Annotated in this window: 23 protein-coding genes and 1 pseudogene; 18 read left to right on the forward strand and 6 right to left on the reverse strand. The window is 56.1% G+C overall.

Annotated features, from left to right (window positions below; genetic code table 11):
* Positions 1-39 precede the first annotated feature (39 nt).
* Together RX328_RS17595 and RX328_RS17600 are read right to left on the reverse strand one after the other, a co-directional pair.
* Positions 40-624: a polysaccharide biosynthesis/export family protein gene (locus RX328_RS17595; RefSeq protein ID WP_213254953.1), complete on the reverse strand. Its 585-nt coding sequence runs from the start codon at positions 622-624 to the stop codon at positions 40-42.
* A gap of 122 nt (positions 625-746) precedes the next feature.
* On the reverse strand, positions 747-1,583 hold the full coding sequence (locus tag RX328_RS17600; RefSeq protein WP_213254951.1) for an ExeA family protein: 837 nt from the start codon (positions 1,581-1,583) through the stop codon (positions 747-749).
* Positions 1,584-1,852: 269 nt separating this feature from the next.
* Between RX328_RS17600 and RX328_RS17605 the strand changes: the two genes are divergently transcribed.
* Together RX328_RS17605 and RX328_RS17610 are read left to right on the forward strand one after the other, a co-directional pair.
* Positions 1,853-3,199: a GumC family protein gene (locus RX328_RS17605; RefSeq protein ID WP_213254949.1), complete on the forward strand. Its 1,347-nt coding sequence runs from the start codon at positions 1,853-1,855 to the stop codon at positions 3,197-3,199.
* Positions 3,200-3,428: 229 nt separating this feature from the next.
* Complete coding sequence (locus RX328_RS17610; protein ID WP_317258761.1) at positions 3,429-4,031, forward strand: CpsD/CapB family tyrosine-protein kinase; 603 nt, start codon at positions 3,429-3,431, stop codon at positions 4,029-4,031.
* Between the two features lie 6 nt (positions 4,032-4,037).
* Here the strand turns inward: RX328_RS17610 and RX328_RS17615 are convergent, their stop codons facing one another.
* Both RX328_RS17615 and epsI read right to left on the reverse strand, forming a co-directional pair.
* Entirely contained in the window at positions 4,038-4,739 is a 702-nt protein-coding gene (locus RX328_RS17615; RefSeq protein ID WP_249727021.1) for a serine protease, read from the reverse strand.
* Between the two features lie 31 nt (positions 4,740-4,770).
* Positions 4,771-5,535 carry an exosortase-associated protein EpsI, V-type gene (epsI, locus tag RX328_RS17620; protein ID WP_249727020.1) on the reverse strand — a complete coding sequence of 255 codons (765 nt, stop codon included), beginning with the start codon at positions 5,533-5,535 and terminating at the stop codon, positions 4,771-4,773.
* 434 nt (positions 5,536-5,969) lie between these two features.
* Here epsI and RX328_RS17625 point away from each other — a divergent pair, with 434 nt between their 5' ends.
* From RX328_RS17625 to RX328_RS17645, 5 genes are all read left to right on the forward strand, one after another.
* The gene (locus tag RX328_RS17625) at positions 5,970-6,599 is read left to right on the forward strand and encodes a hypothetical protein (RefSeq protein WP_213254945.1); all 630 of its coding nucleotides are present in this window, start codon (positions 5,970-5,972) and stop codon (positions 6,597-6,599) included.
* Between the two features lie 49 nt (positions 6,600-6,648).
* A complete protein-coding gene (locus RX328_RS17630) occupies positions 6,649-6,870 on the forward strand; it encodes an XrtV sorting system accessory protein (RefSeq protein ID WP_213254943.1) in 222 nt (73 codons plus the stop codon).
* Positions 6,871-6,932: 62 nt separating this feature from the next.
* Positions 6,933-7,844, forward strand: a complete 912-nt coding sequence (gene xrtV, locus RX328_RS17635) for an exosortase V (protein ID WP_213254941.1) — start codon at positions 6,933-6,935, stop codon at positions 7,842-7,844.
* Between the two features lie 129 nt (positions 7,845-7,973).
* The gene (locus tag RX328_RS17640) at positions 7,974-8,654 is read left to right on the forward strand and encodes a metallophosphoesterase (RefSeq protein WP_312018102.1); all 681 of its coding nucleotides are present in this window, start codon (positions 7,974-7,976) and stop codon (positions 8,652-8,654) included.
* Between the two features lie 170 nt (positions 8,655-8,824).
* Positions 8,825-9,550, forward strand: coding sequence for a PEP-CTERM sorting domain-containing protein (locus tag RX328_RS17645; RefSeq protein WP_213254937.1), 726 nt, complete (start codon positions 8,825-8,827; stop codon positions 9,548-9,550).
* A 103-nt stretch (positions 9,551-9,653) separates the two neighbouring features.
* On the opposite strand, the gene RX328_RS17650 is transcribed toward RX328_RS17645, so the two are convergent.
* Entirely contained in the window at positions 9,654-10,853 is a 1,200-nt protein-coding gene (locus RX328_RS17650) for a glycosyltransferase (RefSeq protein ID WP_213254935.1), read from the reverse strand.
* A gap of 54 nt (positions 10,854-10,907) precedes the next feature.
* On the opposite strand from RX328_RS17650, the gene RX328_RS17655 reads away from it, so the two are divergent.
* The 11 genes and pseudogenes from RX328_RS17655 (at position 10,908) to RX328_RS17705 (ending at position 22,382) form a co-directional block, all read left to right on the forward strand.
* Entirely contained in the window at positions 10,908-12,224 is a 1,317-nt protein-coding gene (locus RX328_RS17655) for a glycosyltransferase family 2 protein (RefSeq protein WP_213254933.1), read from the forward strand.
* 988 nt (positions 12,225-13,212) lie between these two features.
* Complete coding sequence (locus RX328_RS17660; protein WP_213254931.1) at positions 13,213-13,854, forward strand: PEP-CTERM sorting domain-containing protein; 642 nt, start codon at positions 13,213-13,215, stop codon at positions 13,852-13,854.
* A gap of 1,138 nt (positions 13,855-14,992) precedes the next feature.
* The gene (locus RX328_RS17665; protein ID WP_213254929.1) at positions 14,993-15,673 is read left to right on the forward strand and encodes a choice-of-anchor C family protein; all 681 of its coding nucleotides are present in this window, start codon (positions 14,993-14,995) and stop codon (positions 15,671-15,673) included.
* Between the two features lie 111 nt (positions 15,674-15,784).
* Complete coding sequence (locus RX328_RS17670; RefSeq protein ID WP_213254927.1) at positions 15,785-16,189, forward strand: hypothetical protein; 405 nt, start codon at positions 15,785-15,787, stop codon at positions 16,187-16,189.
* Between the two features lie 666 nt (positions 16,190-16,855).
* Entirely contained in the window at positions 16,856-17,512 is a 657-nt protein-coding gene (locus RX328_RS17675) for a PEP-CTERM sorting domain-containing protein (RefSeq protein ID WP_213254925.1), read from the forward strand.
* 1,086 nt (positions 17,513-18,598) lie between these two features.
* Positions 18,599-18,703: pseudogene (locus RX328_RS43715) on the forward strand (PEPxxWA-CTERM sorting domain-containing protein); the annotation flags it as partial.
* A 243-nt stretch (positions 18,704-18,946) separates the two neighbouring features.
* Positions 18,947-19,354 carry an IS66-like element accessory protein TnpA gene (gene tnpA / locus RX328_RS17685; RefSeq protein ID WP_213257743.1) on the forward strand — a complete coding sequence of 136 codons (408 nt, stop codon included), beginning with the start codon at positions 18,947-18,949 and terminating at the stop codon, positions 19,352-19,354.
* Positions 19,351-19,698: an IS66 family insertion sequence element accessory protein TnpB gene (gene tnpB, locus RX328_RS17690; protein WP_317258763.1), complete on the forward strand. Its 348-nt coding sequence runs from the start codon at positions 19,351-19,353 to the stop codon at positions 19,696-19,698. The genes tnpA and tnpB overlap by 4 nt, the downstream gene beginning before the upstream one ends.
* Positions 19,699-19,771: 73 nt before the next feature.
* On the forward strand, positions 19,772-21,346 hold the full coding sequence (gene tnpC / locus RX328_RS17695) for an IS66 family transposase (protein WP_317258804.1): 1,575 nt from the start codon (positions 19,772-19,774) through the stop codon (positions 21,344-21,346).
* 280 nt (positions 21,347-21,626) lie between these two features.
* Positions 21,627-21,767 (forward strand): hypothetical protein, encoded by a 141-nt coding sequence (locus RX328_RS17700; protein ID WP_213257016.1) that lies wholly within the window; start codon positions 21,627-21,629, stop codon positions 21,765-21,767.
* 351 nt (positions 21,768-22,118) lie between these two features.
* Entirely contained in the window at positions 22,119-22,382 is a 264-nt protein-coding gene (locus tag RX328_RS17705) for a hypothetical protein (protein WP_213257023.1), read from the forward strand.
* Between the two features lie 1,723 nt (positions 22,383-24,105).
* On the opposite strand, the gene RX328_RS17710 is transcribed toward RX328_RS17705, so the two are convergent.
* A complete protein-coding gene (locus RX328_RS17710; protein WP_213257025.1) occupies positions 24,106-24,804 on the reverse strand; it encodes a PEPxxWA-CTERM sorting domain-containing protein in 699 nt (232 codons plus the stop codon).
* Positions 24,805-25,034: the final 230 nt, after the last annotated feature.

A 25,034-nucleotide genomic window follows, 5' to 3' on the forward strand; every position in this document is an offset into this window, starting at 1 on the left:
CTCTTCACGTTGCTTCTTGCCCCCGCCGAACGTCAAACCTCACTCAAACAAGCGTCGTTCTGGAACCATGATGACGTCGCCGGCCCGCAAGGTGATGTTGCCTTCAAGGTCGCTACCGGCTTCGTAAGCGCGGTAGTTAAACATGAAAATAGTTTCGTCCCCTCCGGGGGCTCTGCGTCTCACCTGAATGCGGTTCTTCGCAGCAAAAGGTCCGACGCCGCCAGCGAGCGCAATGGCCTGCATCAAGGTCGTTTTCTGTCTGACGACATAAGAGCCCGGCCTGATGATCTCGCCGGTGATGAAAATCTTCGGTTTCAGGTCTTCCTCAGGGATCTCCTTCGGGGCGTGTGCGACAGCGACCGTAATGTCCAGATTTTCGTCCTTGTAGTTGTTCTTCAGTTTATTCTTGAGAACGCTTTCGAGCGCCAATGGGGTAAGACCGCGCGCCCTTATATGTCCGGCGAGGGGAAATGCGATTTCTCCCATGGGGTCGACGACAACCGTCCGGTCGAGCTTCGGGTCCTGCAGAACCGAAATGCTCACGCTGTCGCCAGGTTTTAGGGTTTGCGCTTTGGCCCCCGTGGTCAGGAAGACCACACACAGCAGTGCCAGCAAGATTCGCATGTTATTCCCCTTGGCGATCGGCAAAAAGCCCGTAAACAAAGACATTTGGACCGACGTGAGGGAATTTTCCGAAACGCGGACCCGATATTAAGTCATGAAGGAAATTAATTGAGTACAAGCACTTAGGGAACCCGAGAGAACCTTTTTACCGGAAAAATACTGTACTGTTGCTTATCGGCAATAACATCTCGAACAATGGTTTCTGAAATCGCCCGTTGGTCGTTGGCAAAGCCGTAGACTAGCGCTGTGTCACATAAGACATTTATCATCCGGGGTATTCCACCACTCGCCGATGCGATCAGCGAGCAGGCCTCTTGGGTGAACAGGGGACGGCGGGCACCCACCGCCTGGAGGCGAAACGCGATGTAATTAGCCACTTCCCTGTCGTCGAGGGAGCGAAGGTGGAAATCAGAGGAAATCCGCTGCGCGAACTGATGCAGCTTCGGCGCCATGAGCAGGTCGCGCAGCTGGGGCTGGCCGATCAAAATCAACTGCAAAATCTGAAACTTGTCCGCATTAATATTGGAAATCATGCGCAAATGTTCGAGCGCTTCCGGCTCCAGATTCTGCGCCTCGTCGATGATCAATATGGTCCGTCTTCCGTTTGCGAATTGACCATAAAGAAAATCTTGTAACCTTCTGAAAAGGTTAGGGTAATCCCCATCGAACGGTTGGCCGAGCGACATCAGGATCCATTGCAGCAACTCCTGTCGGCCCTGGGGGGAGTTCGAGATCAGGCCGATGGTGATCGACGGGCTGACCTTCTTGAGCAAATGCCGGACCAGGGTTGTCTTGCCGGATCCTATCTCACCGGTAATGACGGTGAAGCCGGCATTGTTCATGACGCCGAACTCCAGCATCGTGAATGCCATGGAGTGCATTTTGCCCCAATAAATCAGGTCGGGGTCGGGGAGAATTGAAAAGGGTTTCTCCTGGAGCTGATAAAACGCCTCGTACATTGAACTTCCTTAGCCCGGCTACACACCCTTATAGCGTACTTCGGGGAATTACCCTGTCTCCTTCGACCCATTTCTATGATCTGCGTAAATGCGGAAAGCCGCGGCCGGTCAATGGGAACCGTTAAGATTGAAGTTTGAAAGTCCTGGCGCTGAGTAACTATTCATTAAATCCCGGCAAGATCGATGCTAAGACTTTGAAGAGAAGCGCCCGCCGATCATTTCGCGGTACAATAGCCGGGCAGGCTCGCAAACAGACGCTCGGATGATCCATGCTGCAGAAAGTTGAATTTGAGGACGATTTCCAGGCGCTGCAAGAGGACCGTAGCCATCTGTTACGGCCCGCCTTCTATTGGGAATTGGTCAAGCGGCGCTGGGCGTATTTCTTACTGCCGTTCGTCACGATTCTTGCGATTGGTGCGGCTGGAGCCCTGTTGTGGCCGCCCACCTATCATGCCGAAGGAAAGATCCTCGTTCAATCGCAACAGATTCCATCCGAACTCGTCCGGCCGACCGTTACCAGCGCTGCCCAGGAGCGTATTCAGGTCATTCAGCAGCGGACGATGACGCGCGATAATCTCATCGCGATCGCCGACAAATTCAAACTGTTCCCGGACAAGCGCACGCTGATGTCGCCGACCGAGCTCGTGGCAGAGGTCAAGAAGCACACGAAAATCGCGCCTGTCGATCTTCAACTGGATTTCAAGCAGCGGACGCGCGCTGCGATGGAAAACCCGACGATCGTTTTCTCGGTCGGATTCGAATACGGCAATGCTGCGGTGGCTGCCCAGGTCGCCAACGAGTTGATGACGCGGATCCTCAACGAGGATCTTCGGGACCGGACGAGCCGCGCCACGGACACGACGAAGTTTCTGGCGCGTGAGGTGCAGAGGCTCCAAGCGGAGAACTCAGCGCTGGATGCCAAGATCGCTCAGTTGCGGCTTACGCAAGGCAAGCCTGCGTCGTCTGGCGGCCCCGAGCAGCCGACCACCCTTACACAATTGAAGGCTGAACTGATCCAGAAGGGCGCGCTGTACTCAGAGCGGCACCCCTCGATCCAATCGCTAAAGAAGCAGATCGCAGCCCTCGAAAAGGTGGCCGCAGCGCCGGCGCCTACCAACGACGCGGCAACGGCGGCCAGCCTCGAGGCCTTGGTCGCCCAACAGGAGAGCTTGCAGAAGAATCTCGATGCTGCCTCAGCAAAATTGGCCGCCGCACGTCTCGGCGAAAACCTCGAAAAGGACCAGCAGTCCGAGAAGCTCGAAATCATCGAGCAGCCCGCGGTTCCGCAAGAGCCGGTCAAGCCCAATCGGCTGAAAGTCCTCATGCTGGCATTCGCCGCGGCGTGTTTGGGCGGAGCGGGGCTGACAGTCCTGCTCGAAATCCTGGACAAGGGGATCCGCAGAAGCAATGACCTTCTGTCGGTGGTCGATGGTCAGTTGATCGTTGCAATTCCCTACATCACGACGGCAGCCGAATTGCGAGCCGGGCGACGGCGGATGTTTGTTTTTCTCGGGGCACTGGTGCTGATTGTGATCGGCCTCTTGATCGTTGCCTACGTATTCCTTCCACCGCTTGACCTCATCATTGCCAAGGCTAGGGTCGGGCTGTTTCGATAATCGGCGGAGTGACACAGTGGATTCAATAAAACAGGCTGTCGAACTCGCGCGAGCTGCGGAGGCGGTATACCGTCCGGGAGCCTTGAGCGGATCTGCGCTCGCTCCGGACGGAACTCAGCAGCGCTCTGCCGAGTCGCCGTTCAAGGAAGTGCGCCTCAGCGCCGATCATCTCGAAGCCAATCGAATAGTGGCCTACGGCACTTCCAGTCCGAACGGCCGCTACTACGACATGCTGCGCACCCAGGTGCTGCAAGAGATGGACAAGAAGAGCTGGCAGTTTCTGGCTGTAACTTCGCCGACCTCCGGTTGCGGAAAAACCGTTACGGCCTGCAATCTTGCGCTGAGTATTTCCCGCCTGCCGGAGCGGTCAGTGCTACTGGTCGATCTTGATTTGCACCGGCCGGCAGTTGCAAACTATCTCGGCATGGAAGGCAATGGCGGTGTTCTCAACGTACTTGAAGGACGCACGCCACTTTCGTCAGCAGTCCTGCAGGCAAGGATTGGTCCGAATAGCTTGCTGGTGTTGCCCGGATCAGTCTCGTCGAATTCCTCGGAATGGATGGCATCGCAGACGATGGGGGCGCTGCTTCAGACCATCAAGCGAGACTTCCGCTCGCGCATCGTCATCTTCGACCTTCCGCCGATGCTGCTTGGCGATGACGTGATTTCAATTTTGCCCCGGCTCGACGCGACCTTGCTCGTCGCTGGCGTCGGCAGCACATCCATTTCCGATATCAAGGAATGTCAAAAACACCTTCAGGGCAGTCGGGTTGTCCGTGTCGTCGTCAACAAGGTGACCGAGTCCGTCGGCTCGTATTACGGTTACTATTAGCGTTTTCTAAAAGCGCAAATTGGCCGGCAGGAATGCTGCAATTTCCGCTGCCGGCACGAAGTATTTGGCGACATCACGGGTTTCAGATTTTCCGGTCTCGGCGCTCGTTTGCGACCGTGATATCTTTCGGCTCATGATGCCGAGCAGGCATTTGCGCTTAACGTCGAACACCCCTGATCCAGAATTGCCGGTCCGAGCCACGTCCGCGATCACCGTGCTAAACCGGCTGCGGGCTTCGACCGGCAACCGATCGGGCGCGAGGATGTGGGAACGCACGGTAGATCCCGGCACAATGGTGACGACCTCTTGCCCCGGCCTGGGCGGATCGGTGCAGATTGAATTTCGCCGAAGCCGCAATCGCGAGGGGAGAAGCGCTTCCTCGACCGAGAGCAGCGTTAGATCTGTTCCCTCGAAACTGCCTTCCTTGACGACACGGGTCGGATATTCCGATCCAGCAATTGCGATCTTGGGCCGCGTTAGCCAGGTCCGGCCTGCTACATGCGCGGCCGTAATGAACACGCCTTTTCCGATGTAGATGCCGTATCCCGGTCCCCAGCTCTGCATCGGCGTCTGGTGAATGTTCACAGCGTAGGGCAGCAGCGTATCGTCAGCAGCTTGCGCGCATACTGGCTGGCACAGGACCGCCAGAAGCGCGCCCTGAAGTAATGGTGCGCGGGGCAATTTCGAAGTGAATCGAGCGAACGCCAAAAATCACCTGCCACGTTGCTCGCCGCGACCTTCAGCTCGCACCGGTGAAGAACCTTAGTTCCTGCGGCGGAACGGCGGCAAGCAGATCGCGGATGAATTGGTCCTGCAGCTTGAATGACGCATCCTTTGGAATACCAATGGTCGAAACTCTAATTAGAGCGCCATCCGGTATTATCCCGCGAAGTCCATATTTTAATCGGCTTAATTGGTGGCCAACGACTCCGGTGGTTACGTCGTCACCAATACGCATCCAATAGCTCACTGGCTCAAAGCGGGACTCGCGTTCGGTGATCAGCCGCGTCATCTTAATCGGGGATGAACCATCACGGTAGCTAAACGCCACCTCAGTGGTATTGGAAATGCGAAATCCACCTGCAGTGTAGCATATTTCCGGTCGATGAGCCTTGAGCCGATAATTTTGGACCGGCCCGTAAGCAACCATCAGCATGACGATATTGCCATGCCCGTCCGTATAGCCTCGGCCGACCTCCTGGCTATAGATCTTTCCGGCGAGCGGGTCCGGTTGAACGTACGCCTCAGGATCAGCCGGGCGGATGGGACTGATTTCTGGAACCAATGTCCAGGTTCCAAACTGGCGTGGTATCACGGTTTCAAGGCTGGGGGAGGCCGACGTTCGGGCCATCAATTGCCGAGGTGCAAGCACGGTCGCAAGCACGGCGCATCCCAAAATTGCAATACATGCCAATATGATTTGAATTCGAGGGAATTTCATTGAGGCCACACACAACCTTCTAAAGTTAATCGGATCAGCGATGTCGATGAGGATATACTCCAAAGGGCCTATTTGCAGCAAAGGAAAGAGATAATTGGCCGCGCTTAAGGAATTAATATAAATAACGGAAATTGCAGGAAAAAGCGATAGGGGGCTCGACCCGGCGCAGCGGGCTGGTTAGTCATACCATCGTTAGGCGCGGCCAGCCTGTTTTATAGTCTCATCGGCCGATTTTAGATGCACGGAGTTCCTGGATGAAGGGTATGCCCATCAAGATTGCTCGGCTTGCCGTTTTGCTCGCTTTTAGCGCGGTCGTCTTGGCCGGGTGCGGCAAGAAGAGCGATCAACCCGCCGCTTCCAAAGGACAGGTCGTTGCGCGTGTCGGCGAGGAGGTTGTGACCATCCAGGATCTCGAGAACGAGTTTCGCTGGTCGAACGTGCCACCGGACAAGCAGAAGGAGCCCGAAGTCGTCAAGCGCGTTCTCGGCGATCTGGTCGTGCGCAAATATCTGCTTCGTCAGGCTATGGCGGCGAAGCTCGACCGCGAGCCGAGCGTGCTGTTGGATCTGCTGAGGGCACGCGAACAGGTTCTCGAGAATGCGTACCTGCAGCGCACGGCGGCGGCCAAGACGCCGGGCAAGGTGGATGTCGACAAGTACATCGCCAGCAACCGGGCGAAATTCGCCGGCAGAAAATTGTTCAGCGTTGAGCAGATCGCATTTCCAATAGGACCGACCACCCAGTCATTTGTCGACGCGAATAAGGATGCAAAATCGCTCGACGAAATCGACCAGAAGCTTACCGCTGCCGGCGTCCCCCATGGGCGACAAATGGGCGCGCTGAACAGCGGCGATCTCCCACCGGAGTTTTACGGTCTGATCGAGGCCAAGAAGACGGACGACGTGTTCTTCGTCCGCGCCGGACAGAATGGCGTATTCTTCAAGGTCAAAGGTGAGGAGCCGCGCCCGCTCGAAGGAGAGGCAGCCGCTAATTTGGCGCGGCAATTGATGCGCGCGGACGCGATCAAGGCCGAACTGGGCGTTGCGCGCTATTCTGCAAATCTTGAAGCGAAATATGAGGGTGAATACGCAAACATCATGCAGCCTGGAGATGGCAAGAAAAACTGAGCGCGAATGTGATCGCGCCGCCGTAAGATGTTTCACAAGGCGATATTGAATGACGACGTTTTTTGATGTGTTGACCGTTACCTGTTTCGTGGCGCTGGTGATCGCATTCTTCCAGTTCACCGAGCGAAACAATCGAACGTTGCTACACTTCATGCTGGCCGGCATTGTATTCGCCGTTGCCAACCAGGTCGGCAATGCCGGTTCGTTCTATCTTGCGCTGATCCTGATTCTTGCTGGCGCGGGTTACGCCTTTTTGATAGTCCGGAGATAAGCGACCTTTTTGGTTTTGACGCTATCTGTAGGCTAAGTTTTGCAACCTCTCGGTATATTGAGATGACATATTCGCAAGTATTACCGTCGGCAAAGGCAGGTTTTCTTGGCCCTCTTTTATGGCCGGCGCTGCTTGGCGCCTCGGTGATCGCTGCCTATGCTCAGACCATTCTCAGTTTGATTGACGGGCCCTGGCAGACGGAGCAGGAGGGGCATGGTCCGCTTATCATTGCGGCCTCGCTCTGGCTGCTCTGGCAATCGCGGGAGAAATTGCGGGCCGTTGAAATTATTCCGGCTCCCGTCACGGGGTGGGTTGCTCTCCTCGGCGGCTTGGTGATCCTCTATCTGGCTCGAATCCAGCAGGGGCTGGTCACCTTCGAAACCTTTTCCTTGATCCCAGTCATTATCGGCTGTGTTCTGATTTCGGCCGGATGGCCGGCGCTGCGGGTACTCGCGTTTCCGATCGGCTTCTTGATCTTTGCGGTGCCGATGCCCGACTGGCTGGTCGATGCCGCCACGGTTCCGCTGAAGGTCTTTATTTCGAACGTCGTGACCAACGTGCTCTATGCGGCCGGTTTTCCGGTTGCCCAGAACGGCGTCATGATCATGATCGGGACCTATCAGCTCCTGGTAAAGGACGCCTGTTCCGGAATGAACTCGATTTTTGCATTGTCCGCGATCGGCGTTTTCTACGCCTATGCGTTTCGCTGGCAGGAGAAAGTCCGGAGCCTGTTCCTTCTCGCGGCGATCATACCCATCACCATCATCGCCAATCTGCTTCGCGTCTTCGCGCTGGTCCTGATCGCCTATTACCTGGGACCTGACATGCTCGAAGGAATTCTGCACGATCTCACCGGCATCGGCCTGTTCGTCGTCGCGGTTGTTCTATTGTTCTTGTTCGATGCCTTGCTGGGTCTTTGTTTTGCGCTGGCGCGACGTTTCTGCAACCGCGCTGCGCCGGCGATGCCCGCCTAGCTTCGAACATCTGCGCTGCGCCTTCGTGAAATCCCTCTATGAGGCGTTTGTACTTGCATGCTCTTTCGGCAAGTGGTTCGTTAGCGCCGAGCTTGCTAAGCCACTTCAGGACCGGTTCTTAACGTTGCCGTGAGCCGAACATACGCCATACCCGACCTTCATGGCCGGCTGGATTTGCTGGATCGCGCTATTGATGCGGTTGCCCGGCATGCTGAGGGAATGGCTTCCACGGTCATAACCTTGGGCGATTACGTCGACCGCGGGCCGCAGAGCAGACAGGTCATCGAGCGGCTCATGCGTTGGAGCCCGGATGAATTCGAGGTCGTCAATCTGAAGGGCAACCACGAAGCGATGATGTGCGCGGTCTGCGAGCATCGGGCCGAACTCGACTGGTGGATCAAGAACGGGGGCGGGGAAACGCTGGCGTCGTATGACCAATCCCCAACGCTTCCTGATCTGCGAGCAATCCCAGGCGACCATCTGGATTGGATTGTCAATCTCCCGCTGATGCATGTCGATCGGCACAGAATATTTGTCCATGCGGCGGTGGATCCGAACATTCCGCTTCAGCAGCAGAACGAGGAAACGTTGCTCTGGAAGCGGTATCCGGATGGCACGGACGTCGGGCACGGGCATCGCCATGTCGTCCATGGTCACCACGCCGACGCGCAGGCGCCAATTGCAGGCAAGCACAAAACCAATCTCGACGGACTGGCCTGGAAAACCGGGCGGCTGGTTATCGGCGTATATGAGGATGATCAGCCCGGCAGCGCCACCGATTACCTGGAAGTATTCGGTCACGAAATGTGAGGGCCGGCGTGTGCCAGCGAGGGACTATCCCGAATAACCAGCCGGAGGATCACAATACTCCCGGTCCATCACGGCTCAGGTTTAATTTCTTCTCGGAGATTGCCTGTTTAAGCTAATATCCAGTACCGAATCAGTGCCGCGTCCGTTTTCACAAAAATTTGGGAACCTTGATGTTCACGAAGATGAACTCGGCTGCCTTGGGGGCGGCACTGATGCTGTTTGCAGGCACGGTCAATGCTGATGCAACAGCGGTCACTTACGCTGATCTCACCTCGTGGATCGCAGCCGTACCTGGCTATACGCCCATCTCGATTCCGGAGCCGACTCCTGGGCTCGACGACCTGCCCCATAGTCAATACTTTGAAACGGGAACGGTCACCTACAATGGCGTGACGTTTTCGACTTCTGCTTTGGGCAATGGTTTCTTGTTCAACATTGGGCCTGGCTTTGAAATAATACCGGGTGAGCCCGCGTTTAACGGCACCTTGCCGGTACTATCGTCGCAGCAGCAGAGTCAGGGCGTCGCAAATATCCTAATCACGCTTGCCGCTCCGGTGAATGCATTCGCCTTGAATTTCGACACCTTCAACGTACCAAATCAGTCTTACGGATACGACGTGATATTTCAACTATCTAACGGCAGTGATCCGCTGACGCTGGGTAGCCCCGGAAATGCATACGATCTCACGCGTTTTTTCGGAGTGGTTGACGACACGCCATTCAAGACGATCTTGCTCACCTCGTCGGGTCCAGTGTTGAGCATCAATGAGCTCAATATCGGCGCCGCGGTATCTCCCATCCCGGAGCCCGCGACTTGGGTCATGTTGCTGCTTGGCTTCGCCGGAATCGGCCTCTTTGGCGCCCGCCGGCGCGTACGCCGTGCAGCGGCGTGCTGATCAACAAGGCACAGTTGTAACGCGAGCTGTGCTGCGAGAGAGCCGGAAGCATAGTGAGTGGGATAACCGGAGGCGCCGACAATTATCGGGCCAATTTACTGGTCTAGGCTTCAATCAGTTCGATGAGCTTAGCCGCTTGCTCGTCGACATCATGGCGCTGCAGAACCCTTTGACGGGCACTTTCCCCCATACGCGTGATCGCTTCCGGAGCTGCGCTGAGACATTCATCCATCGCGACGGCTAAACCCTCGAGATCGCCGGCAGGAACCAGCCAGCCGTGCTCGCCATGCTGAATCAATTCCGGAATCCCGGCGACGAACGTACTGATGGCCGGCCTTCGCAGCGCCATGGCTTCCATGATAACGACCGGCAGACCTTCGGCAAAGCTCGGCAACACCAGCGCACGGGCTGCGAGAATTTCGGCTCGAACCTCCTCACTACTGATCCAGCCTGTTATTCGCACGAATTTCGCTAGCTCGTATTTAACGACCAGCGCCTCGATCTCGCCGCGCATTTCGCCATCGCCGGCAAGCACCAATTCGAACTTTGTCCCGCGCTCCGCCAGCAGCCGCGTCGCCTCGATCAGGAGCAACTGCCCCTTCTGTTCACATAGGCGGCCCACGCAAACTAATCGTGGTTTGTCGGCCGCCGGCGTGATGGCCTCGGTTTCATAAAAGGCCGGCTCAAGCCCGCAATGGACCACTTTTATCTTGGGCCAATAAACGTGGGAGACATTGCGAAAGAGCTGGCTCCGGCCGAACGAACTGACCGCGACGACAAAGCGGGCCCGCCGGATTTTTTCAGGCAGCGAGATGAACTTCGGCTTGTCGAATTCTTCGGGGCCATGGGCGGTAAAGCTCCAGGGCGGTCCTCCCAGTTCGCCGACGAGCATTGCGACTTCGGCAGAATTGGTTCCGAAATGAGCGTGCAGGTGCTGCGCGTTTTCGCTGCGCAGCCACAGTGCCACCTGACAGGCTTCGAACAGATAGATTAAATGGACGGGGAGGGGACGCTCCGCCCGCAGCCCGATCTTGAACGTCAGGGCAATCGCCCGAAATAGCCCCGAGGGATTGGTTGTCAGGATGCGCAGGAATGAAACCACCAGCGGCACCGCGCCGCGGCGCAGGACGTAGCGCGTGCGAGCCTGCTCGAGCTGATCCTCGGAACCGCGCTGCGCATCGGTCCAGCCCCGAAGTGAGATTCGCAGGACCTCGTGGCCCAAGCGTTCAAGCGCCAGTATCTCGCGCCGAATGAAACTGTGGCTGATCGCCGGATAATGGTTAATCAGATAGGCGATCTTCATGAAGGGTGCTCCGCCTGACCTATCCTGAGTCGGCCCGAAACAACAACCATTCGGGTGGTCTATTATCTTATTTGTGAAATAGTAGTAATTGAGTGGGAAACAGGATATTTATACCCGGCTTCCATTTTCGTTTTTTACCGGACAAAAACATTAGTCAAACGTTTAGAGATCGGTATTTTTGAAATGTTGATCTTGGCCGCTCTGGCTGGATTGCTCAGCGTTCCCGTCGCTGTCCTATTGGTTGAAGTAATTGCAGCTCTTAAGGCGCCAAAGTTGGAGCCTTTTGAAGTCAAAGGATTGAACGTTGACAAGCGTGTTGCGGTAATCGTTCCGGCACACAATGAGAGCTCGGGACTTGTTCCGACGCTGCAGGATATCAAGGCGCAGCTCGGTGCTGGAGACCGCCTTCTCGTCGTCGCCGATAACTGCACCGATGACACCGCCGCAGTTGCGGCAGCATCGGGCGCCGAGGTCATTGTCCGCAACGATCCCGAAAGAATAGGCAAGGGATTCGGAATGGGGTGGGGCATTGCTCATCTGAGCCGGGACCCACCTGACTTTGTTCTCTTCGTCGATGCCGATTGCCGGCTCCAAGACGATTTGATCGAAAGGTTAAAGCGAGTCTGTCTGCACGTTCAGCGGCCGGTGCAAGCGCTGGACATCATGCGAAGCGCCGAAAACTCGCCCATTAATCACAGTTTCGCAGAGTTCGCCTGGATTCTGAGAAACTTGATTCGTCCCCTTGGGCTCCGAAATCTTCGTTGCCCCGTTCAATTGATGGGGACGGGAATGATGTTTCCATGGAATGCGATCAGCTCAATTCCACTGGCTAGCGGTCATTTGGCGGAGGATTTGAACTTGGGGCTTCATCTGGCGGAAACGGGCCAAGCTCCGTATTTTTTTCCGTTCGTGAGCGTTACCAGCACTTTTCCGACCAGCGCAAAGGCGACCGAAAGTCAGCGTCAACGCTGGGTACAGGGTCACCTCGCCACAATCGGGAAGTTCGTTCCGCGACTTTTCTCTCTCGGCTTAATGCGCGGCGACATACATATCCTTGTGCTGGCGCTCGATCTTCTGGTGCCGCCGCTCTCTCTCCTTGCGCTATTTATCGTCGGGACGATGGTCCTGACTTCGTCTGTTGCTCTGCTTGGGGGGTCGTGGTTGCCCGCCTTGATCGCGGGCGGCAATTTCATTGGATTTTTCTTATGTGTTGCTGTCGCCTGGTCTAAATTTGGGCGTGAGACTTTTCCTGCGCATGAGGCATTATCGTTCGGTAGTTTTGCATTGAAAAAACTTCAATTCTACGGCCGGATGTTGATAGATGGCACCTCGTCCCAGTGGATAAGGACCGATCGATCAACTCCTAGTTAGCCACTACGCCGCGGTTTTTCCGCAAACTTCCTAAAGGGTCACGCAGTGTCCGAACTTCGATAAGAACGCCCGTCGGGGTGCCGTTTACGTCTATGCCACCCATGCACGGTCTTAAGGCGGTCGGGACGTAAGGTTTCTGATTTTGCGAAAGATCCCGGCCGATTCTTAAGCATCAGTTCGCCAAAATAGCTCTCGGTACCAGTACTTCAGTCGCGGCGGCGGCGTTTGCCGATCTGGACTAGTTCAGACCTTCGTATTAACGTTCCTGGCCGCGATATTCGGCTTGTCGACCGCGGCTCTCGTCATTTCCTCGCTGAACTTACTGACGTTTGCAGTCGCAGTGTTATTGGCGTGGCTGAATTTCGGTGAGGGCATCCTGCCAGTCCGTATGATCGGCTCGTTTGGTCCGCAAATGTTTCGAAAGTTTCACATTTTTGGCCAGATCGTGCTCGGGCGAACTGCTGCTGTTTGGGTCAGAACTGACCGCGGCAAAGTGGATTAAATCTTGAAGCTGTCGAACATTATCGGCGGTCAGAAATCCAAAGAAGAAGGTGGCAGAGACTATTTATCCGCCACTATCGCGGCACCCACATTTGGACCAGCCCTTAAAGCAGCGCATCTCCGATGCCGAAGCGAGGCTTTACGCGCGATGAATTACGCCGGCAGAAGCTCTTTACCCGATCAGCCTAGGTGGCGCCCTGGTTGCCTCCAGGGCTCGGCATAGTTAATTTATGAAGGTGTCGAGTGGATGTTAAGCAATAATTCGCAGAGTTTTGTGTGACTTCGCACTTGCACCACTCACTTAAATCGGGCGCTTAAGGATAATCAGCCAAAGGCGGCCCGCTGCTGAATCTCCGCCGATTCCACTTAAACAGGCGCGTTTGACAACACACGATTAAAATTGACTGAAAAAGTTCCCGCTGGGATTGACTCACTCAGCCGAGCGTCTTAAGCATTTGTTAAGGCATTTAATGTGGAGGCGATTCCAGTGCGAAAAACTAATATTGCTGCAGCGACTGCTTTACTCTTGGCGGTTACTTTTGCTTCATCAGCCGATGCGGCCGTTATTCCGGTAGTCGGCGTCGATCCCGGAACCGGCCAAAATTTCAATTCGCAGCCGCTCGGGCCCGCCATTGGTTCGTTCGCAATTGGCGATTGGACTTTCACTCCGATCAATAATTCGCAGATCTTGATTGGTAGCGATGGCAGCGGTGCTCAGCCGTTCGGAACAACCGGTAACTACCTCAGCGTGTTGGGCGGCGGATCGATCGATATCTCTTTCTCGTCGCGCACCAGCATCTCCTTCTTCTGGGGGTCAGTGGACGACTACAACAGCATCGTGTTTCACACTGTGAACGGTCCCGTAGCTCTCACAGGCAACAATGTGGCGCCTCTGCTGCCCACTGGATGCCAAAATAGCGCTCTTTGTAACGGCTATGTCACCTTTAATTCTGACGATGCATTTTCAAAGGTCACGATCAGCTCGAGCGGTAACTCATTCGAGCTCACCAATATCTCAGCAGTTCCGGAGCCGAGCACTTGGGCGATGATGATCCTTGGCTTTTTGGGCCTCGGCTTCTTCGGCTATCGCAAGTCGAAAAACTCAGGCCCCGCGTTTCGGATTGCATGATCGATTGATCTCAGCTTGCGTTTGAAAAGACCGCCGAAAGGCGGTCTTTTTGTTAGTCCAATCGGTGCACAGCGCACGTTTGCCGAATTTGGGTGTTTCGCAGCAACTGGACTACCGCGAGAGAGAGGTCAGTGAATTCCAGGTGAAGCGGGCGCAACAACCCTGCTCTCAAATAGCGACATTCCAAGTTGTGAGATGCGCGCGACTTGCGAATCGCTGGTTTCCCCTTACATTGTCGCAAATCGCACTTTCATGTGGTCGGCTGCCCCTCATTGGCTCATTTTGGTGCATTGGAGGATCGGTGGATGCCGCTGGTTCAACCAAGGAGCGCGCCGCTCGAAGCATTGGATATCGGGTCATGTCGGACAAGTTCACGGATGCATTGCTAGCGGCACTGAACGAATCAACCGAGGTTCAAGAAAGCGATTGGAATTCGATTGCAGCGGTCCTCCGCGGACCCATTGCTGCAGCCGACGACCGACCGCAGGTGACGATCCACCCTCCTGCGTCGGAAAATAGATACGCTGCGACCGTGAGTTCGTGCATGGCTAAGATCCGAGCAGGGCGGTAGCCCATCCGGCCTTCGACTCTTCAAGAAGTCGCGGTGATTTCAATCGGTCGAGCCCGGGCCTCTCGTCCTGCCTCAATCTGGCGCCCAGCAGGGTAAATCTTCGCCGCGCAGACCTTAGGCCGAGGAAATTTCTTCACAATTGTACGCGACTCATTTGTTTTCAGATTAAGATTGGCATGAATGTGTTGTGTCGCTGAGACGTTGTGATTGGCGCGAACCGCAGTTTTTAGGTCAGCTTAAAACATGGTCAGTCAACGGGATCACGGACGGCGGGAGATCGCACGACTGCAGCTTGAACTGGCAAGCGCCTCTTTCGATTTGATTAATTCGAGAAACGGTACGAATGAGGGCACACCAAAAGGCGGGGACTCAACCGGCGTCCTATCGCTGCCTCCGGGGCGAAAGCGGCGAGCTTAAATTTGCGGCCATTGTCGCTTCCGGAATGACCAAGCTCCAATCCCGCTAAGTCTCTTGTGGGCTGATTGCCAAAAAGCGCCTTTATTGTGTCAACGCCCTTGACCTCGGTTTACTCCCCGATAATGCTTGAGGGAACTTATGGGGCAAATCATGAAATTACTTAGCTTTATTTTGTCGACTGCTGCAGCTGTGGGTATTTTACTTAATGCACCCAACGCACAAGCCAATTTGGTACTTAATGGCAGCTTTGAGACGGGGGTGAACCCAGGCGGTTTCACGACCTTGAACTCAACCGATTCAGTGAGCATTTTGGGCTGGACTGTAACGAGTGGATCGATCGATTATATCGGTTCCCATTGGCAGGCCTCGCAAGGTTCGCGCAGCATCGATTTGAACGGCATCACTCAGGGAACGATCGCGCAGCAGACCCTAGCTACGGTTGCCGGCCAGCAATACCTAATCTCGTTTGATCTGGCAGGTAACCCTGACCAGGGACCTACTGTCAAAACCATTGGTGTCACCATCGGTGGTTCCGGACTCCAAACCTTCACATTCGATACGACCGGCAAATCTCACAACGATATGGGCTGGATCACGGAAACTTTTCTGTACACGGCCACCGGGACTTCGACCATCACATTCCAGAGCTTGACGGTGGGTCCGGCAGGTAACGTGAACTTTGCAGCCTATGGTCCAGCGCTGGACAATGTATCTGTGACCGCCGTTCCGGAAGCGTCGACCTGGGCGATGATGATCCTTGGATTCGCAGGCATTGGCTTTATAGCCTATCGCCGGCGTAACCGGATTGCTGGTGCTGTTGGCGTAGCCTGATTTCAGCTCTGATGAATCTGCAGCGAGACCGCCTTTGGCGGTCTTTTTTGGGTCGATTTGATATATGGTGGAGTAGGGGAGCTAATGCGGCCCCAACAGAAGGCAACATCAATGATCAACCGACTGAGCACCGTGCTGATTCCGGTTGCAATCGGGCTCTTTGCACCCAGTGCCAACGCCGATCAGCCGAAGGAAATAAAAACTGAGTCAGGCAAGGCGGTAGTTCTCGGTAATTTTCTTAATGCCCCGGCCAACTGTGCAACGAATCCAGGTCCGATTCCCTTGCCAAGGCTGCGTGAAAAGCCTTCTCATGGCGTAGTAGGCCTGCAAATCGTTGTAGCCGACGTCGCGGCAACTGACGCCTGCCCAGCCCGGAAGGTTCCCAGCATTGCCTTATTCTACACGCCCAGCAAGGACTTCGTAGGCAAAGATTCGATTCAGGTCGAATTTGAAACTGGCGACAATAAACTGCCGGCTCTGAGTTTCTTGGTCACTGTCCAAGCGCCCGCAAAATAATGCGCTGGCTCATCTCGCCGGTAGCCGATGTAAATACGAACCGCCCCGCCGCTTGCACACAGGATGACAGCTCCCGCCGGGCAGTCAGGCGGAGGATTTTAGGGCGTCTAGACTAAGCAAGGGGGCGCTCGGTACCAAGCCGCGAGCTGAGCCAGTCGACAGTCGCAAGCAGACGCGATAGTTTTACCGTTATTCGTCGCCATCAGATCAAATAGTGCGGAGGGCTGAACCTTGATCAGAACTTCTTTTTTGTGATGGCCTTTGCTTTGTCTTTGTCCGCCTCGAGCGCCTCTGCGATGCCGTTGGCCCCGCGTGCTTCCCTTGCTGCCTCCCATGACGTGGTGAACGTCAGATTATCTGTTTGGAAGATGGGTACTGCTATCACAGGGGGCGGCGGCCTGTCGCGCGCTGGGTCTATGGAGAAAATAACTTCTCCGGCCCGTACACCGGGCCCGGATATTATGGTTCGCGAACCAGCGCTGGCGCTGGTGGCTGTTCTAGTATCGCGATTTGCGAGTATTCCTCGAGAGACTTACGCTGAACAACAGTCGGCGCCCTTGTTGAAAAACTAGGAAAATTGCTGCCGGGGATGGACTATAATTCGCGAATCAAGGCATATAATTTGAAATAGGTCGGCTTCCTCTCCGGGGGGCATAGGGGTGCATGATGATTTCGAAGTCCAAGATTATTGCTGGTGTCACGCTTGCTCTTGGTTGTGTTGCCCTGGTGTCGCCGGCTAAGGCTACGATTTATCTCTCTGAAAATTTCGACAGTGTTGCGCAGGGCCTCAACGCCAGCAACGTGGGATCAAAATTTACCGTTACGAACGGTGCTGTGGACGTAATTGGTGCCGGGAGCTTCGATTTTTATCCAGGCAACGGAAATTACATTGACCTCGACGGAAGCATGACGTTGCTTGGCTCGATCGGATCCGTTTCCTTTGGGCCGGGATCTTATCACCTTACTTTCGATGTTGGTTCGTATACGTACCAAGGTCAGTATATTACCGAGCAGATCAGGGTATCGCTTGGTGATTTTAGCACGACTTTCACGCCGCTTGTAGACTCCTCGTTCACACCAGGCGCTCCCTTCCAGCATGTGGTTCTCGACTTTACGACAACCACTGCAGGTTCTCTTACCTTCGCTGCCTACAATTCTGTCACTCCCGGCCAAGGGACAAACGTCGGCCCGATCTTGGACAATATCGTCCTTGCAAGTGCGGTCCCGGAAGCTTCGACGTGGGCCATGATGATTCTTGGCTTCGCGGGCATCGGCTTCTTCGCTTATCGACGCAAAGCTTATTCGGCGTCCCGTCTGGCCTAAATCGTTGCTTCCGGGTGTGTTCGTAGCCGCCCGGTGAGGCGGTGTTCATTGATGCCCTCGGCGCCGCGTGCTCCTAACGCGGTTTTTGGTGACGCCCGTGAACGTCAATCATCTGTTCGGAAATTGGTTGTCGCTGTCAGCGAGGCCGACGCCCTGTCTCACGCTGTTCGGTAGGGACAAGGACTTCTTCGGTCCTTACACACTGGTGCCGGTTATTACGGTCAGCCGAACTAGCTTTGGCGCCGGTGGCTGTTCTAACTGACGATTGCGTCTTGGAGTTTCCTCTGGGCTGGTGCGTTGCTGACGCCTCCCGGCCTCTGCCGGCGCAAGGTTCGGCTGCCGCTGGCAATTTAAGTTAGGGGTTAACGGGCTCAATTAGGGGATGCAATGAGGCCGATCGCATAGGTCGCGCTAGGAGTCAGTGCCCAGAGAGTATTCCGTGTATATTTCCGCCGCGCGTTTAATAAAATTCTTCCTTTTCTATAGATTCTTGTCTATATGGGACTTTGCTAACAAATAATTAATTTCAGTAGGAGTTGTACCATGTTGTCATTTCGTTCAGTGCTTGCGGGGGTGGCGATTACCGCGGCTGCGGTTTCCTTCAATTCTGCAGCGAACGCTCATTTTCAGCTTGATGCTACCCCGATCCTTCAAAATCTGAACCTCTCTGATACTGCGGAGGTCACAGCTAACACAATTTTCACTGGCAGTTCGTCGGGGTACGTCATCAACATTACGGCCGATGTGGACGTCAGTACCGCAAACGGGCTGGCGGCGATAAACAGCATCGATGACGCGATCACACTCCTTACCTTTACCCCGGTGATCGGCACCGCGTTCGACACTTTTTCATTTCGGGGCCAGCTTAACACGAATGCTGATCAAAATATCCGCGTTACGGTGACGGACCAGCACGATGATGTCTTCAATTTCTTCATTACCTCAAATGGCAACTTTGCTGCTATTGGAATTGAGACAGTTCCGTTGAGCGGTGAGACCATCAAAAAAGTGACAATCGAGGGTCTTGGTCTGGGCTTTGCTAACATCAAACAGATTGGTTTCGGGGCTGCGCCGATTGCGCCAGCTGTACCCGAGCCCACGACCTGGGCGATGATGCTTATCGGGTTTGCTGGTGTCGGTTTTATCGCCTATCGCCGCCGAAGCCGGGGCCCGTTGCTTCGTGTGTGCTGAGGCAGCTTAAGTTGAGCTTTTGAGGGCCACCGAGCGGTGGCCCTTTTTCCTCTTGGTTTGTCGAAGCCATTTTATCATTACCGACAGATGGTTCGCAGCCGCCCGTTTGGGCGGCTGTTTATTTCCCCGACCCACGAGATTGCGCGCTTCTAGCTCTCAGAGGTCGCGTTGGCCACAGCTTGGAAGTATCCGTCCGGTGAAGGCCGCCTTGCCGAGTGAGACGCGTTATTGAGAACTGTCCTTATGGACAGTGATAGGCGCAGCGCCCAGGTTGAACGGCTCGAAGTGGTGGACACAGGCCGGCGGCGGCGCTGGTCCGAGGATGAGAAGCTCAAGATCGTCCTGGAGAGCTTACAGGCGCCGCGCCAGGTCGCTGCGACGGCGCGGCGATACGGCGTTTCGCGCTCATTGCTGCTCCGATGGCGACGGTCGTTTCGCCCCGAGCCGAAGGATGCCAACCATCAAACAGGCTTCGTACCGGCGATGATGGTCGCGGAATCGGGGGCGACGCCTGGTCCAGTCGGGTCGGCCGGCGGCGGCGTGATCGAGATCGAGTTCACGGCCGGGGTTCGGATGCGGATCACGGGTACGGTCGACGCGGCGACGCTAAAGGCCGCGGTCGCGGCACTGGCTGATGGACGGCCGCGGTGATCCCCATTGCGTCGGGCGTACGGGTGTGGATTGCGACCGGCCATACCGATATGCGTCGCGGCATGAACTCGCTGGCCTTGCTGGTGCAGGAAGCCTTCAGGCGCGACCCGCACGGCGGCGACCTCTACGTGTTCCGTGGCAAGAGCGGCAAGCTCATCAAGATCCTTTGGCATGATGGGCTGGGTATGTCGCTCTACGCCAAGCGGCTGGAGCGCGGCCGCTTTCTCTGGCCGTCGTCGACTGATGGCGTGGTGACAATCACCCCGGCCCAGCTCGGCTACTTGCTGGAGGGCATTGACTGGCGCATGCCGCAACACACGTGGCGACCGCAGGCGGCCGGCTGATCGCTGTGATTTGAATCGATGGCACGATCGGCAGTCCGGACAGAGACCGCGTCTTGTGATTCTCTGGTCGGCGATGGGCGCCGATGATTCTCTCCCCGACGATGTGACCACGCTGAAGGCGATGCTGCTTGCCGAGCGAGCGGCCCGCTTGGCCGCGGAGGCGGAAGCTCAGGCACGGACACTGCTGATCGAGAAGCTCAAGCTCACGATCAAGAAGCTGCGGCACGAGCAGTTCGGACAGTCCTCCGAGCGAGGCGCATTGCTGGACCAGCTCGAGCTGCAGCTCGCCGATCTGGAAGAGAACGCCGCGCAAGCCGAGACTGCGGCGCAGATGGCCGCAGCCGACAAGATTACGGTGGCACCATTCGAGCGCCGCAAGCCGGCGCGCCGGCCGCTGCCGGAGCATTTGCCGCGGGAGCGCATTGTCTATCCGGTGCCTGCGACCTGCCCATGCTGCGGCGACAACCGATTGCGTAAGATCGGCGAGGACGTGACCGAGATGCTGGAGCTCATCCCGCGCCAGTGGAAAGTGATCCAGCACGTGCGCGAGAAGCTCGTCTGCCGGGCCTGCGAGGCGATCACTCAGCCGCCGGCGCCCTCGCACCCGATTGCGCGTGGACGTGCGGGGCCGAAGCTGCTCGCTCATATCTTGTTCGCCAAGTACGGCCTGCACCTGCCGCTCAATCGTCAGAGCGACGTCTACCAGCGCGAAGGCATCGACCTCGACGTATCGACGCTCGCCGACTGGGTGGGCGCGTCGGCCGCAACCCTGATGCCGCTGGTCGATGCAATCCGGAGCCATGTCTTCGCTGCCGAGCGCATCCATGCAGACGACACCACGGTGCCGGTCCTGGCCAAGGGCAAGACGCGGACCGGCCGGCTCTGGACCTATGCGCGCGACGACCGACCGTTCGCCGGCCCCGATCCGCCGGCCGCCGTGTTCTTCTATTCGCCGGATCGTAGCGGTGAGCACCCGGAGCAACATCTGGCGGGCTATGCCGGGCTGATGCAGGCCGACGCCTATGCCGGTTTTGGCAAGCTCTACGAGGCCAATCGCAAAGCAGGTCCGATCATCGAGGCCGCGTGCTGGGCGCACGGCCGGCGCAAGTTCTTCGATCTGGCACGGCTCAGCAAGGCGCCGATCGCGGCCGAGGCGGTCAAGCGCATCGACGTCCTGTTCGCCATCGAGCGCGAGATCAACGGTCTCGCGCCGCAGGAGCGCCGGCACGTGCGCCAGGAGCGCAGTCGACCATTGATCACCGAACTGCACGCTTGGCTGCGCGAGCAGCGGGACAAGCTCTCCAGGAACAACGAGACGACCAAGGCGATCAACTACTGCCTCAGCCGCTGGGATGCATTCACCCGCTTCCTTGATGACGGGCGCCTGTGCATGTCGAACAACGCCGCCGAGCGCGAGCTACGGGCCGTCGCCGTGGGCAGAAGAAACTGGACCTTCGCCGGCTCCGACGAGGGCGGTCGGCGTGCGGCTGCGATCTACACCCTCATCGCCACCGCCAAGCTCAGCGACATCGATCCACAAGCTTGGCTCGCCGACGTGCTGGCCCGCCTGCCAGATTACCCCGCCAAACGCATCCACGAACTCCTGCCTTGGAATTGGCGGCTTCAGAGCATCGCTCACGCGGCTTGAGCCTAATCAGTCCTCCACCCAGAACGGCCTAACCGGGGGCCGTCACCGGATGCGTACGCTTGGAACTGATAAACTGCCGATTGTACGCAGGATACAATAGGGTGGGTTTCGAGCGTCGATTGACGGGTAGGTACTCGTTAGCCGATTGAACCTCGGCGCTATCGCTCTCTTATGGTCAGTGCTCGCCTCGGGCGTTGGGCAGCTAGCCGCTGAGACGGGCCGCATCCAGCGAAAGCCCCGAGATGCTGCCGAGGCCGAGCGTGTCGCTTCCGAAATGGCCATGAACGATAGCCTGCTTCAGAAGGGCGATATCGTGGTTACCGACCGCGGCTTTTTCGTCTTTCGCGGCCTGGCCGCCGATGGCTACACCTACGAATTTTCGCCGGTGCCCAATCCTGCTGCAAGCAGGGGCGGTCGATAGGCCAGTCGGGTGTCAACGACACCCGACGAGAAATTTCGAGGTACAAGGCAACCGACGGGTTTATTAGGGTTAAATGGTCCTCTCCGGCGAGGCCCGGTGGTCGAGATGTTGAGCAGCACCGGCTGGCTGAAAGAGGTCGAAAGTGATGATCGCAAGAAAGTCGGGGGAAGGCCATCGCTGCGATGATCTCGGAATCGGCGAAGTGCTTGTTTTTATTAAAATTGACCATTTAACTGTAAATCGGGTTCTGGATTTTCACGACGATTACAGAGCGATACCCTCAGCGACCATTAATCATGTGTTCCTGAACGTACCAAAGCCAGCGCGGCCTCGTACCGATCGGAGTGCAACATGACCAAACATTCCATAGATGGCTTGCTATTCTTTGAAGGCGGCCGAGAATTGCGCATTATGGCTTACGATGTTAGCCAAACGAACGCAGTAGTGCATGCAGATCGACTAGGTCTTCTTCCGATCCACTTCTACGTCACGTTTGACGACTTTCTCACAGTTGGAAAATGCCGGCTCGAGTGGAGGTATCGGGACGATATCGGTGTCGTCTTTGAACGATGGCTTGATGTCGGCCAGCGTATCATGCTCGACCAATCACGCTGAATTCTGCCGAAAAATTAACCGCGACCGATCTTCATTGAGCGCCATCATCGCGGGCACGAGCACAGCGCCTCACCCACGTGCAGCTACTTCGACACCGGAGCTCGGCGGGATATGTCGTTGGGAAGCTCGTCCAAGAAGCTGAGTGCGATATAGATCTTGCTTATCTCCCCCTCAATCCACTCACGTTGCTCGGCGCTCAGACTTTCTTTTAAATGCTTCTCGAGCTGCAGCGCTGCAGCTTGCGGGTGCGGAGATTGTCCAGAGTGGTCTGTGTGTGTGCTGGTTGAGAACCTCGCGCGTGGCCTTTGGGGGCGGGGCCGCCTCGAGGGCATCTTGAGGCGACCCCTGATCGCGCAGTACGCAGGCCAAACTTGGGGGCGGCCAATCTGCGTGACTAGCAGCCACGCTAGACCTGTGTGGATCGACTGCAATGAAACTCGTGTGTTAAGCTTGATGTTCGCAGCGGAGGTTAATTCTGGAACCGGAAGCAAAAGATCGCGCAAATGCGGTCTCTGACTTCAGAACCTCGTACTCGAAGGCAATGCCCTCCGGATCGTCTTCCTCGAACCAGCTTTCTGCAGCATCCTCGCTAGCAGGCCTTCAGGTGATCCTTGTCGCCGATCTGCTTGCTGGTGTTGACGTAGAACCAGACTGTCATGAGAATGAAGCTTTGACGCGGGTGCATATTGATTCTTGACCTTGAACAAGTGCGACCGCCTCTGTAGCGGCTATCAGCGCGCTAGGAGAGCAAGCCCTCAAGCCCCAGCATGGCGATATAGACCGAACCTACACTGCCCCCTACCTCCGATAACCGAAGCTTTGCCCCGGTTATCGGGTTATCTCTGTTACCGGGTTCTGAGAGAACAGGCTTGGGCGGAGGGAGGCATCGTGAGCCTGATCTCCACCCCTTCGGCAGCCGAGTTCAACGATTCGCGAGCCATCAATTCGATCGTTGGCCAGTTTTGATAGAAGAAGCCCCTTGCATCGTGGAAATTGTGCGCCTGCACTCGAACGCTGCAAGCCTTTCTGCCGGCGCCGTTCGCTATCTGAAAGTGAAAATTGAAGCCGACTGCTTCCAGATCTTCTCGGATTGGCTGATTATCTCGACGCATTTGGTGTCCCCCCATTTTGCGTGGTTCATTCTAAGTTTGCGATCTTGATTTTCACGTGGCGCGATTATGGCGCGCTTGGTGCCTTAAAGCGGCGCTCTCCCCCGGCAGCCGGGAAGTCGCGTTATTGCTCGAACCGTCAAACCCCCATAACAACGATAACGCCGATAATGAGTGACCAGCGCTTACCGGGTCTACGGGAATGGATTGCAAATGCAGGCTGAGAGCAAAGATCGGCTTAGGGGGCTGGCGCCGTCATAATCCACGACGCCGCTATGAGTACCAGCAAGAGCGCCGTGCCAGCCAACATCTGGCGAGTCCTTGTCATTTTGGAGAGCCTATAGGCAACCGCAGGCGAAATGCCAGTCTGATAACACCAGCCGAAGGGGCAACCTGAGTCGCGGCGATCTAGAGGCCGTTCGACTGGAAGGGCAATAACTTGCGCTTGACACCCTCCAAGCCACAGCGCCAGCGATGACGCGGCGATTGCAATACCGCGCATTTGAACCCCCAGAAACGGGCCATCCAAGCCAACCGGAAGGCGAGGGCAAGCTACGACGTGACAAAAAGACCGCCCGAAGGCGGTCTCTCTGCATTCTGATCGGGCTCGACGATCAGGCTGCATTAAGAGCGACTGACTGTTTGCGGCGGCGATAGGTAATGTAGCCGACGCCAGCAAATCCAATGATCATCATTGCCCAGGTGGAGGGCTCGGGGACGGCCGGCGTCACCGCGTTTGGATCGTAAGGGGTCACGTTCGTAAGCCCAGTAAAAGTATCGATCGTACCGCCAATCAATCGAAGCCCCGTTTTCGTGCCGTTCGGATCGAAAATGGTGGGAACGCCATCAAGAGCGAACACGGTCAGAACCGCACCATCTATGCGGAGCTGGTAGTTGTTTCCTTGATACGCGAAGTCTGTGATGAATTGCAGGCCTGAGAACTGACCATTCGTGTATTGAATACCAGGACCCGTCGTCATCAGTGTGTTGATGTTATCGGAGAGATCAAAGATGTACGGACCGAAGTTCAGCGTAAACGCTGTGGCCGCCGGAATAACTGCGATATCTGGAAAATCCTTGAGGTAGATATTAGTCGGCGCACTCGGATTGCCCGGGACCAAGCTGGCGTCGAACACCAGGCTTCCCGCAAATTCCAAGCCGCCTGTAAACCCGCTGCCAGCTTGATTGAAGGGAGATCTAATGTTTGGTGAGCTTCCGAGAAATCCAGAAAAGTTCGCGGTATAATAGATGTCGGCAGCGGCGCTGCTTACGGTCGCAAAAGCTGCAGCAATTCCTAACGCTAACGTGCGCATTATCACTTTCATGCCCCCAATAAACTCGAATAAACTGAAGATTAACTAAGGAACAAATGCAGCCCAAGTGCAAGCGAATTGTGATTCGAAGGCTGCAATTTAGCGACTTTGGCGATCCGCTCGTGCGGCAATGGGTGCCGCGCGATGCCCAAAGCCACACATTTCTGCTAGATCGACAGATCTAACCCATTCGGGTGAGGGTCTGTTCTCTCCGCGAACTACTGAAATCC

The sequence above is a fragment of the Bradyrhizobium sp. sBnM-33 genome (assembly GCF_032917945.1).
Taxonomy (GTDB): domain Bacteria; phylum Pseudomonadota; class Alphaproteobacteria; order Rhizobiales; family Xanthobacteraceae; genus Bradyrhizobium.

Excerpts from the sequence above, each read along its gene's own strand:
- RX328_RS17595 (WP_213254953.1), bottom strand. The coding sequence starts at position 624 with ATGCGAATCTTGCTGGCACTGCTGTGTGTGGTCTTCCTGACCACGGGG.
- RX328_RS17600 (WP_213254951.1), bottom strand. The coding sequence starts at position 1,583 with ATGTACGAGGCGTTTTATCAGCTCCAGGAGAAACCCTTTTCAATTCTC.
- RX328_RS17605 (WP_213254949.1), top strand. The coding sequence starts at position 1,853 with ATGCTGCAGAAAGTTGAATTTGAGGACGATTTCCAGGCGCTGCAAGAG.
- RX328_RS17610 (WP_317258761.1), top strand. The coding sequence starts at position 3,429 with ATGCTGCGCACCCAGGTGCTGCAAGAGATGGACAAGAAGAGCTGGCAG.
- RX328_RS17630 (WP_213254943.1), top strand. The coding sequence starts at position 6,649 with ATGACGACGTTTTTTGATGTGTTGACCGTTACCTGTTTCGTGGCGCTG.
- xrtV (WP_213254941.1), top strand. The coding sequence starts at position 6,933 with ATGACATATTCGCAAGTATTACCGTCGGCAAAGGCAGGTTTTCTTGGC.
- RX328_RS17645 (WP_213254937.1), top strand. The coding sequence starts at position 8,825 with ATGTTCACGAAGATGAACTCGGCTGCCTTGGGGGCGGCACTGATGCTG.
- RX328_RS17650 (WP_213254935.1), bottom strand. The coding sequence starts at position 10,853 with ATGAAGATCGCCTATCTGATTAACCATTATCCGGCGATCAGCCACAGT.
- RX328_RS17665 (WP_213254929.1), top strand. The coding sequence starts at position 14,993 with ATGAAATTACTTAGCTTTATTTTGTCGACTGCTGCAGCTGTGGGTATT.
- RX328_RS17670 (WP_213254927.1), top strand. The coding sequence starts at position 15,785 with ATGATCAACCGACTGAGCACCGTGCTGATTCCGGTTGCAATCGGGCTC.
- RX328_RS17675 (WP_213254925.1), top strand. The coding sequence starts at position 16,856 with ATGATTTCGAAGTCCAAGATTATTGCTGGTGTCACGCTTGCTCTTGGT.
- tnpA (WP_213257743.1), top strand. The coding sequence starts at position 18,947 with ATGGACAGTGATAGGCGCAGCGCCCAGGTTGAACGGCTCGAAGTGGTG.
- tnpC (WP_317258804.1), top strand. The coding sequence starts at position 19,772 with ATGGGCGCCGATGATTCTCTCCCCGACGATGTGACCACGCTGAAGGCG.
- RX328_RS17700 (WP_213257016.1), top strand. The coding sequence starts at position 21,627 with ATGAACGATAGCCTGCTTCAGAAGGGCGATATCGTGGTTACCGACCGC.
- RX328_RS17705 (WP_213257023.1), top strand. The coding sequence starts at position 22,119 with ATGACCAAACATTCCATAGATGGCTTGCTATTCTTTGAAGGCGGCCGA.
- RX328_RS17710 (WP_213257025.1), bottom strand. The coding sequence starts at position 24,804 with ATGCGCACGTTAGCGTTAGGAATTGCTGCAGCTTTTGCGACCGTAAGC.